This is a genomic window from Nocardioides sp., assembly GCF_016462705.1.
Taxonomy (GTDB): Bacteria; Actinomycetota; Actinomycetes; order Propionibacteriales; family Nocardioidaceae; genus Nocardioides.
Map to the genome: position 1 here is coordinate 7,520 of NZ_JAEMSS010000088.1, position 9,290 is coordinate 16,809.

General features: G+C 73.9%; 11 protein-coding genes. 3 read left to right on the forward strand and 8 right to left on the reverse strand.

Features of this window, described 5'->3' with window-relative positions; all coding sequences use genetic code 11:
- From JHD21_RS12370 to JHD21_RS12380, 3 genes are all read right to left on the reverse strand, one after another.
- Positions 1-1,578: hypothetical protein (locus JHD21_RS12370; RefSeq protein ID WP_292675551.1), on the reverse strand; the 1,578-nt coding region annotated here is incomplete at its 3' end.
- 75 nt (positions 1,579-1,653) lie between these two features.
- Entirely contained in the window at positions 1,654-2,649 is a 996-nt protein-coding gene (locus JHD21_RS12375) for a stage II sporulation protein M (RefSeq protein ID WP_292675555.1), read from the reverse strand.
- Positions 2,650-2,658: 9 nt separating this feature from the next.
- Positions 2,659-3,669 (reverse strand): SGNH hydrolase domain-containing protein, encoded by a 1,011-nt coding sequence (locus tag JHD21_RS12380; RefSeq protein ID WP_292675558.1) that lies wholly within the window; start codon positions 3,667-3,669, stop codon positions 2,659-2,661.
- Between the two features lie 22 nt (positions 3,670-3,691).
- Between JHD21_RS12380 and JHD21_RS12385 the strand changes: the two genes are divergently transcribed.
- Positions 3,692-4,513: an alpha/beta hydrolase gene (locus tag JHD21_RS12385; protein ID WP_292675561.1), complete on the forward strand. Its 822-nt coding sequence runs from the start codon at positions 3,692-3,694 to the stop codon at positions 4,511-4,513.
- 5 nt (positions 4,514-4,518) lie between these two features.
- Positions 4,519-5,328, forward strand: a complete 810-nt coding sequence (locus tag JHD21_RS12390) for an RDD family protein (RefSeq protein ID WP_292675564.1) — start codon at positions 4,519-4,521, stop codon at positions 5,326-5,328.
- A 43-nt stretch (positions 5,329-5,371) separates the two neighbouring features.
- On the opposite strand, the gene JHD21_RS12395 is transcribed toward JHD21_RS12390, so the two are convergent.
- From JHD21_RS12395 to JHD21_RS12405, 3 genes are all read right to left on the reverse strand, one after another.
- Positions 5,372-5,947, reverse strand: a complete 576-nt coding sequence (locus JHD21_RS12395) for a hypothetical protein (RefSeq protein WP_292675567.1) — start codon at positions 5,945-5,947, stop codon at positions 5,372-5,374.
- 114 nt (positions 5,948-6,061) lie between these two features.
- Positions 6,062-7,189, reverse strand: a complete 1,128-nt coding sequence (locus JHD21_RS12400; RefSeq protein ID WP_292675569.1) for a hypothetical protein — start codon at positions 7,187-7,189, stop codon at positions 6,062-6,064.
- Positions 7,186-7,692, reverse strand: a complete 507-nt coding sequence (locus tag JHD21_RS12405) for a SigE family RNA polymerase sigma factor (RefSeq protein WP_292675572.1) — start codon at positions 7,690-7,692, stop codon at positions 7,186-7,188. Before JHD21_RS12405 ends, JHD21_RS12400 begins: the two co-directional genes overlap by 4 nt.
- A gap of 141 nt (positions 7,693-7,833) precedes the next feature.
- Here JHD21_RS12405 and JHD21_RS12410 point away from each other — a divergent pair, with 141 nt between their 5' ends.
- Positions 7,834-8,208 (forward strand): hypothetical protein, encoded by a 375-nt coding sequence (locus JHD21_RS12410; RefSeq protein WP_292675575.1) that lies wholly within the window; start codon positions 7,834-7,836, stop codon positions 8,206-8,208.
- Between the two features lie 15 nt (positions 8,209-8,223).
- Here JHD21_RS12410 and JHD21_RS12415 read toward each other — a convergent pair whose 3' ends face one another.
- On the reverse strand, positions 8,224-8,943 hold the full coding sequence (locus JHD21_RS12415) for a tRNA (guanosine(46)-N(7))-methyltransferase TrmB (protein ID WP_292675578.1): 720 nt from the start codon (positions 8,941-8,943) through the stop codon (positions 8,224-8,226).
- A gap of 2 nt (positions 8,944-8,945) precedes the next feature.
- A partial coding sequence (locus tag JHD21_RS12420) for a hypothetical protein (protein WP_292675582.1) occupies positions 8,946-9,290 on the reverse strand: 345 nt, incomplete at its 5' end.

Genomic DNA, 9,290 nt, shown 5'->3' on the forward strand with positions numbered 1-9,290 from the left:
GAGCCCCGCGGACCAGGGCCGCCCGAACACGTGCAGGGCGCGGTCGGTGACGATCACCTGCCGCGAGCTCAGGCCCTGGAACGCCACGAACGACCCCGTCGGGCGCTCGGCCGGTCTCGTGTCACCCCGCTCACGGGTCAGCCACAACGGCGCGGTCACGTCGATGCCCATCTCGGTGAGCGCGGTCCGCAGCTCGACGAACGCCGGGCCCGCGCCGTCGGCGTGCGGCCGCAGGACCTCGTTCGCGAGGGGGTGCAGCGGCAGCACCCAGCCCGTCTCGTCGACCAGGGACGTGCCCTCCGGCCAGCTCCACCGCGGCCGGAAGCGCCCGGAGTCGATCGCGGCCATGCCGACGACGGCGGTGAGCAGCAGTGCCGGGTAGCCACCGACCCACCGGGACATGCTCGCCCAGTCCGCCTGCTCGGGGTCGACACCGTGGTGGGGGGCGACCCGTTGGGCGACCGACGACAGGTCCCCGGACTCCACCAGGCCGAGCACCCCCTCGACCGTCGCGGCGGTGACCTCCCCGGACAGCTGCCGGCTCACGTCGAGCGCCTCGCCGACGACCGCCCGCCACAGCGGCACGGTGACCATGGTGGGGTGCTCGGCCCAGGTGATCGTGCGCAGGTCGTCCGCACGCCGGTCACCCAGCTGGACGTCCGCGACCTCGGCCTCGTGCGCGGTCACGAGGTCGACGACCGAGCCGCTGGCCGGCCGCCGCGGCAGGGCGCCGTCCAGGGCACCCACGGCCTGCGCGCCGGCCAGGAACTCGCGCAGGCTGGAGAAGGGCGCCGGGTGCCAGCACCCCCGCGCGAGCGAGGGGTCGAGCCACTCCTTCCGCAGCAGCTGCCAGCCCTCGACGACGAGGTCCTGGTGGTGCAGCGCCAGGGAGTCGGGGATCGACGACGCCTCCGCGTTGTTGCGGAAGGCCGCCAGCCACCCCTGCTGCGCCTCGGCGAAGTCGGCGAGGGTCAGCTGGATCTGCCGGGCCAGCCCACGGGGCGGGCGGCCCTGGCGACGCCAGAGGTGTCGACCCCGCCCGAGGTCCCCCAGAGCCAGGACGAGGGCTCGGCGGATCACGCCCTCGTCCTCGGCACTCGCCGACGAGCGACCCGCGATCGCGACGAGCCGGCGCAGGTCGTCCTGCGCCAGGCAGGCCAGGAGCGGGAGCCCCAGGGTGAGGTGGCGGCCGCTGACCGTCACGACCGGGTCCGGCACGAGGGTGACGTGCTCGGGCCAGACGGGTGAGTGCGGGTCGAGGTCGTGCCGGAGACGGCGGACCTCCTCGCGGGTGAGGCGCACGCCCCGCACCGCCGGCTGGTGCGGCCACAGGCGGGCGACGTTGTAGATCGCCGCCGACAGGAACACCGTCCACATGAGGACGTAGCCCGGACCGACGTACAGCGAGACCACGAACAGCGCTGTGGCGGCGAGCGCCAGGAGCAGCGCGGCGCCCAGCGCCACCAGCCAGGCGCGCTGGGCTGCCCGGGCGGCTCGGAGCAGGCGTGACCGAGCCTCGTGCAGCAGGGCTGCCGAGACGTGCGGATCCAGCGGGTCGTCCGCTGCCGGCGACGTCACCGCTCCATCGTCCTTCGGTCGCACGGCCCGCGTGGGTGTTTTGCGCGAACCGGCGGTCCTGGCCCTGCTCCTGACCTACTCCTGCGTGGCCACCCGGTCCTCGAGGTAGCGGCCGTCGACGTCGCCCGTGACGCCTCGCCGGACGGCCTGGCGGCCGAGCACGAACACGTAGGCGAGGAACGCAAGCTCGGCGACGACGCCGATGCCCACGCGTACCTCCGTGGGCAGCCCGGACGGCGTCACGAAGCCCTCGATGACGCCGCTGACGAAGAGGACCACGACCAGTCCCATCGTCACGGTCCCGGCGGTGCGTCCCTCGCGGGCGATCGACTGGGCCCGGGTCAGCGAGCCCGGCTCCACCCAGGACCAGAAGAGCCGGAGCCCGACCCCGCCGGCGACGAACACCGCGGTCAGCTCGAGCAGCCCGTGCGGCAGGAGCAGGCCCCAGAAGTGCTGGCCGTGGTCGTGCCGGTGCATGACCGACCCGATGATCGCGAGGTTCGCGATGTTCTGGAACAGCAGGTAGACGACCGGCAGGCCGAGGATGCCCAGGGCGAGGCAGAGCGCCGCCACCCAGGCGTTGTTGACCCAGACCTGGAAGGCGAAGTGGCTGGCGGCGTACTCGCTGTAGTAGCTCTCGAAGTCGTTGTTGACGAGCTGGTCGACCTCGGCCGGGGACATCAGGCTCTGCTCGACCTGCGGGTTGTCCAGCAACCAGAGCAGCATCACGGCGGTGACGACCACGTTGGCGGCCAGGCAGCCCAGCCACCACCACCGGAGCCGGTAGAGCGCGGCCGGGAACCGCTCGGTGAAGAAGGAGGCGACGCCGCTCCAGGTGCTCACCCGGGTGCCCACGGCCCGGTTGCGGGCCCGGGCCAGCACCGAGGACAGGTGGGCGACCAGCGAGCCGTCCGGCGCGGACGTGCGGACGACGGACAGGTGGGTGGCGACCTGCTGGTAGCGCTCCACCAGCTCGTCGCTCTCGGCGCCGGTCAGCTTCCGCCGGTGGGCGAGCTCCTCGAGCCGCTGCCACTCGTGCGCGTGCGCGAGCACGTAGGCGTCGAGGTCCACGCGGGAAGCCTAGGAGCCCAACGCGAGCTCTGCGCCCAGAACCTCGGTGAGGTAGCGCGCGTAGGTGTCGCTGACGTGGTTCTGGTCGCGGTACGACAGCAGCTCGCCGAGGACGGTCGGGCAGTAGCCGTCGAGGCAGAACCACTCGGCCGTCGAGACGTACGCCGCCCCGGAGTCGGCGGCCGCCCCGCGCACCGCCTCGGTCGCCCGAAGCGAGAGGTCCGACCCGGGAGCGGCGCAGCGGTCGAGGGTCCTGGCCCGGAGCAGGCACTTGACCGGACTGAGCTGGACGGCGGGTGGGTCGCCGACCACCACGAACCGGCCGACCGACGGGTCGAGCTCGTCGACCAGGCGCGCCATGCCCTCACGCAGCAGCCGGAGCCGCTCGGTCTCGTCGAGCACCTGCACGCCGTCGACGACGTATCCGTTGGGGTTGAAGGAGGTGGCCAGCACCACGACGTCGGGCCGGAGCGCGCGCACCTGCTCCTGGGTCCACGCGTGGAACTGCTCGCAATGCAGGTTGGGGCCGTCGCCCTTGTTGAGCCAGGGCGTGAGGTCGGCGGCCGGGCACCCGAGCCGGACCAGGTGGTAGGCCGCGTAGCCCTCGCGGGCCGCCAGGGCGTCGAGCGGGCTCCCCCACTGGCGGGCGTGCGAGTCGCCGATGACCACCATGGTCCGCTCCCCCGCGGCGTCGCCGCGCGCGCACAGCTCCCAGCCGCCCTTGCCGGGATAGAACGCCGGGCAGTCCGGCCCCCCGTCGGAGTAGTCCGTCTTGAGGTCCCGCACGCTCGGTGCGGTCGCGGCGGGGATCGGCTCCCCGGCACGTGCCGCCTCGACGCCGCGGCGTACCCGCTCCAGGACCTCGGCCTCCGAGACCGCGGGCGGGGGTGGGTCGGCGGCACCCTCCCCCCAGGTCTCCTCGGCCTGCGGAGGCTGGGGGCCGCCCGGTGTGCCCTCGGGATCGTCGGTGCACCCCGACACGAGCAGCGCGAGGACCAGGAGGACGGCAGCCACGCGCACCAGGAGAGCCTAGATTGAACGGGTGCCGGAGGCGTTGCTCCCTGACGGGCGATCCGTCCAGTACTGGTTCGGCGGAGCAGACACGGGGCCCGTCGTGCTCTTCTTCCACGGCTGCCCCGACACCCGGTGGGCGGCCCGCACCGGCGAGGCTGCGGCGCGCGAGGCCGGCGCCCGGCTGCTCTGCGTCAACCGGCAGGGCTACGGCCGTTCCGCGCTCGCCGGGTCCACGCACGTGAGCGCCGCCGACGACGCCCTCGCGGTGGCCGACCGGCTGGGGGTCGACGAGGTCGCGGCGCTCGGCATGTCCGTGGGCGGTGGGTACGCCGCCGCCTGCGCGGCGGCCCACCCGGGCCGGGTCACCGGGCTCGGCGTCGTCGCGACGCTGCCGCCACCGGAGGCGGAGCCCGACGAGCCGGTGGCCGCGATGATGGCGCGGTTCGCGCCCGGCTTCGCCGAGTACGTCGCGGGACTGGACCCGACCGACGCCGACGACGCCGCGCTGGCCGACCGCTTCACCGCGGGACTGCCGGCCCAGGACTCCGATCTCCTGCGGTCGATGACGACGACCGCCGACCTGGCCGCGTCGGTGCGCGAGGCCCTGGCCCGGCCCGAGGGCTACCTCCGGGACGCGGCGCTGACCTACCGGCCGTGGTCCTTCGACGTCACCGCGGTCCGCTGCCCGACCTGGCTCTGGTACGGCGAGGAGGACGAGCGGGCCCGGCCCGGCGGAGACTGGCTGGCCGCCCGGATCCCGCACGCGCGGCTGCAGGTCGTCCCCGGCGCCACCCACCTGGCCACCTTGCTCGGTTCGTGGGAGTCGATGCTGCGCTCGCTCCTACACTGACCGCGATGTCCGCCCCGGAGTTCGCGACGCTCACCACCGACGACCTCGTCACCGGTGAGGCGGTCGCGCTCGACCTGCCGCCCGCCGGCCTCGGCATCCGGATCGCCTCGGGGCTGATCGACGTCGTCGTCACGCTGATCACGTTCATCGCGGCGTTCTTCGTGCTGCTCACCGCGACGCTGCGCACCGACGGCGCGCTCATCTGGGCGGCCTTCATCGGCACCAACATCATCGTGTTCCTGGTCTTCCCGGCGACCCTCGAGACCCTCACCAGGGGCAAGTCGATCGGCAAGCTCGCCTGCGGTCTGCGCACCGTCCGCGACGACGCGGGGCCGATCACCTTCCAGCACGCGCTGGTCCGGGCGCTCGTCGGGTTCGTCGAGATCTTCGTGTTCACCGGCGTCCCGGCGTTCTTCTCGGCCCTGCTGAGCTCACGCGGCAAGCGGCTGGGCGACTACGCGGCCGGCACCTACGTCGTCCGTGACCGGGTCCGGCTCCGCCTGCCACCTCCGGCCCTGATGCCACCTCCCCTGGCGAGCTGGGCCCGCACCGCCGACATGGCCGCACTGCCGACGGGCCTCGCCCTCGCGGTCCGCCAGTACCTGGGCCGGCTGCCCAGCATCGACGCCCGGTCCCGGGAGACGATCGGGCGGCAGCTCGCAGACCAGGTCTCGGCGTACGTCGCGCCACCACCGCCGCCGGGCACGCCCCCCGAGGCCTACCTCGCCGCGGTGATCGCCTCGCGCCGGGAGCGCGACCAGGCACGGCTCGCTCGGGAGGCCGAGCTGCGCCGGCGGCTGACCCAACGCCGATGACCCCTCTCCCCTGATGGGGAGAGGGGTCCGCTGGTCGCGTGGTTCAGCTGACGGAGAAGGAGATGCCCTCCAGGGAGACGAACCGGTCGTCGCCGGCCTCCTCCATCTGGACGTCGCCGTCGGGGCAGATCGTCACCGAGCCGAACTCGCTCTCGGTGCCGAACCCGTTGGTCGTGGCCACCACGAACCGGCTGCAGTTGGCGGGGCGGTAGCCGGCGGGCAGCTCGAACACGTCCGAGGAGCCGATGTCGCCACCGGCGGTGACCCCACCGCGCACGGTGACGACGCCGTCGGCGTCCTTGCGGAACGACGCCGGCTCGTAGCCCGGGTACTGGAACCAGGAGCCGTGGAAGTGCGGCTCCCCGGCGGTGCCGACCACGTGCCACTTGTCGGCCGGCGCGGGGGCCGGGTTGAGCGTGTCGACGGTCTTCTGGCTGAGGTCCTTGACCCGGATGGTGCCGTTCTTGATGTCGCCGCTGTTGACGACGCCGCTCTTGATCTGCTTCGAGCTGGTGACGATCGCCCCGGCGGCGTAGGCGCCGCTGGAGGTCGCGACGGCGACGGCGACGACGCCGGCGACGAGGCGGAGACGGGGACGGCGGGTGGTCTTGGCGTTCATGGTGGAGCCTTTCCGAAACGTGGTGTGGGTGACGGTGTTGTCGGAGGTAGGAGGCCCTGGGCGCCGGGACCTAACAACTTCTCCGGACCACTCCCGACTGGTCCAGACCAGCGGTCACGACGTCGGCAGGCTCAGCGTCCCCTCCGCCGCCACCAGGCGCTGACCGCAGGTGCGCTCGGTGGCGTCGCAGACCCACAGCTCGGCTCGGTCGGCGTCGGTCAGGACCGCGAACTCGTCGTCGTCGACCCACGCGATGTCCAGCGCGGGGCCACCGTCGTAGTCGCGCACCGGCAGCTGCTCGCCGCTGAACGCGTCGAGGAGCCACACCCCCGTGGACATCCCCCGCGAGCTCTGCGCCGAGCTCGTCGCGGTCGCCACGACGTCCCCACGCGGCGCGAGCGAGCTCACCCCGCCGCCGAGACTGCCCCCGAACCGGGGGGCAGCGCTCGGGGACGCGTCGAAGAGCTCGACGCCGTCAGAGGTGCCCACGGCCAGCGTCAGGTCGGCCAGCTCGGCCGTGTCGGCGGGGAACGAGATGCCCACCTGGGTGCGGGTGAGCTCGGCCCCGCCCTGGCCGCCGTCCTCCCTGCTGTGCAGGACCAGGCCCAGGGACGAGGAGTAGCCGGTGTAGCTCCCACCGTCGATCCCGAGGACGGTCTCTCCCGGGTCGAGGCTGGTGCTCTGGTAGTCGGTGTCCGCTCCCACCTCACGGAAGTGCAGCGTGTCGTCCAGGTCCACGAACGCGAGGAACAGGCCCTGCTTGTCCAGGTGTGCCGACCGGACCGGCACCCCGGCCAGGTCGCGCGGCCGGCCGAACGTCGTCTCGCCGCCGGACCTGGCGACGGGCACCAGTCGCACGTGGTGGTCCCGGGCGACCACCACGACGCCACCCGCGGTGGCGCCGACGACCTCCTGGACCCGCACCCCGGACCCGACGACGGCGCCGTCGGGGGTCACCACCGCCAGGCGGCCGCCCAGCGAGACGGGGACCGGCGCCGAACGTCCGGGGCCGTCCGGGGGTCCCGCGACGTCGGTGCCCCGGTCCGCGTCGCCCACCCCGGTCACGAGCAGGGTGCCGCCCACGCCGGCGACGACGGCGGCGACGAGCCCGGCCACCAGCCGGACGCCCGTCCTCCGGCGGCGCTCGGAGCGGACCAGGGCCTGGAACCTCACCTCGTCGACACGGGGGACGGCGATGCTGTCCTGGACGGCGTTGAGCGCTTCGCGGATCTCGGTGGTCATGACGGCTCCTTCGCGGTGACGAGCTCGAGGTCGGGCAGGGCGGCGCGCAACCGCCGCAGGGCGTGGTGGGTCTGGCTCTTGACCGTGCCGACAGACACACCGAGCTCGTGGGCGGTCGCCTCTTCGGTCAGGTCCTCGACGTAGCGCAGGACGACCGCGGCGCGCATCCGTGGCGGCAGTCCCCGGATCGCCTCCCAGAGCACGAGGTGGTCCGCGCGCACGTCGAGACCGCCCGGGTGACCGGCGTCCGGGAGGTTCTCGACCAGGGTCTCCCGTCCCCGGTTCCGCCAGGTGCGGGACACCTGCCGGACCATCGCCTGGCGGACGTAGGCATCCGCGGCTCCCTTGTCGCGGATCGAGTCCCACCGCACGCAGGTGCGGGCGAGGGTCGACTGGAGCAGCTCCTCGGCGTCGTGGCGGTCCCCGGCGAGCAGGTAGGCGGTCCGGTAGAGCGGCCCCCAGCGGGCGGCCATGAACTCGGCGAACGTGATCTCGGTGGTCACGGGGAGAAAGGACTCCGGAGGGCTGGAAAAGGTTGGGCGCTGCGAGTGTGCCGGCGGACCGGCCCGATCCTGGACTCGCAGCCGGCTGCTGGCGACCCGAACGTGCTCGACGGCCGGGAGCAGCCGACCTACTCTCGACGGATGGGACCGCTCGAGGTGGCGCTGACGGGGCTGGTGCTCGCCGCTCTCGCCGCCGCGGCCTGGCTGCGGCGGAGCCGGTCACGCAGGCGGCGCGTCGCTGCCGCACTCGAGCCGACCAACCGCCCGATCGAGGCGATCGCCGACGACGTACGGCGCCGCAGCGAGCGGTTCCACGCGCTGGCGCCGCACACGTCCTACGTCAGGGTGTCGGCGCTCCGCGCGGCGTACGACCACGTGCTCGGCGAGTGCTGCGACTCGCTCGGCATCGCGCACCTGCTCGCCGTCCTGCCTCCGGGGCCGGAGCTGGACAAGGAACGCCGCCGGGTGGAGCTGGTGCTGCACTCGTTCGGTCTGCCCGTCCGCCACCCGGCCTGAGCCGAGCCGGGTCCGCTACCGGCGCCTGTAGGCGAGGTCCGTGATGGACCGGCCCGCCTCGACGCCCTTGCGCTCGAACCGGGTGACCGGTCGAGCGTCCCACCGTGGCACCGGGCCGCCGGTCAGGCGGGGTTCCGCGTCGAGGACCGCGCGGATCTGCTCCGCGTAGTGGGACCAGTCGGTCGCCAGCCGCCAGGTCGCCCCCGGGGCCAGACGGCCGGCCGCGAGCGCCGCGAAGCCCGGGTCGACCAGGCGGCGCTTGTGGTGCCGGGTCTTGGGCCACGGGTCGGGGAAGAAGGTCCAGAGCTCCGCCAGCTGGTCGGGGGCGACCAGGTGCTCGAGCACCCAGACCGCGTCGACAGCGCACAGGCGGACGTTGTCGGCTCCGGCCTCCGCGACCCGCCAGAGCGTGTCCGCGACCCCGGGCCGCCACACCTCGAGCGCCAGCACGTCGTGGTCGGGCCGGGCGGCGGCCAGCACCGCCGTCGCCTCACCGACCCCCGAGCCGATCTCCACGATCAGGGGCGCCTCCCGGCCGAACCAGTGGGCCAGGCTGAAGCCCGGCTCGTCGACGGCCTCGTCGGGGATCACCCAGCGCTCGTGGTGCGCCTCCCAGGCCTGGGCCTGGGTGGGCGTGAACCGGCTGCCCCGCCGCGAGTAGGAGAGGACCTCGCGCATCCGGCGGCCGTCCTCGGTGAAGCGCTGGTGCGGTCGGGCGGGAGGGGTCCGCTCCACGGTCAGGTCGACGCCGCGGCGATGATCGCCGCGACCACCACGCCGACGGCGATCAGGAGCCCGAGCCCGAGGAGCATCGTGCCGATGATGCCGCAGATCCGGCCGGCGTTGGCGGGGCTGCGACCGCCCACGGCTCCGCCGCTGGCGTCGATCTCGCGGATCACCCGGTTGCCCATGACCCAGGCGAACGGGGAGATCACCTGGCACAGGACCAGGCCCAGGATGCCCAGCACGAGCACGAGGGTCGACTGCGGGTGGTCCGGTGCGAACGCGCCGTAGGTCGGGGCCTGCGGCGCACCGTAGGGCACCTGGGGGCTGGGCGCCTGGCCGTAGGGGGCCTGGCGCCC

Bases quoted from the DNA above. Each gene is read 5' to 3' on its own strand.
- JHD21_RS12400 (WP_292675569.1), bottom strand. From the start codon at position 7,189: ATGACCACCGAGATCCGCGAAGCGCTCAACGCCGTCCAGGACAGCATC.
- JHD21_RS12410 (WP_292675575.1), top strand. From the start codon at position 7,834: ATGGGACCGCTCGAGGTGGCGCTGACGGGGCTGGTGCTCGCCGCTCTC.
- JHD21_RS12390 (WP_292675564.1), top strand. From the start codon at position 4,519: ATGTCCGCCCCGGAGTTCGCGACGCTCACCACCGACGACCTCGTCACC.
- JHD21_RS12395 (WP_292675567.1), bottom strand. From the start codon at position 5,947: ATGAACGCCAAGACCACCCGCCGTCCCCGTCTCCGCCTCGTCGCCGGC.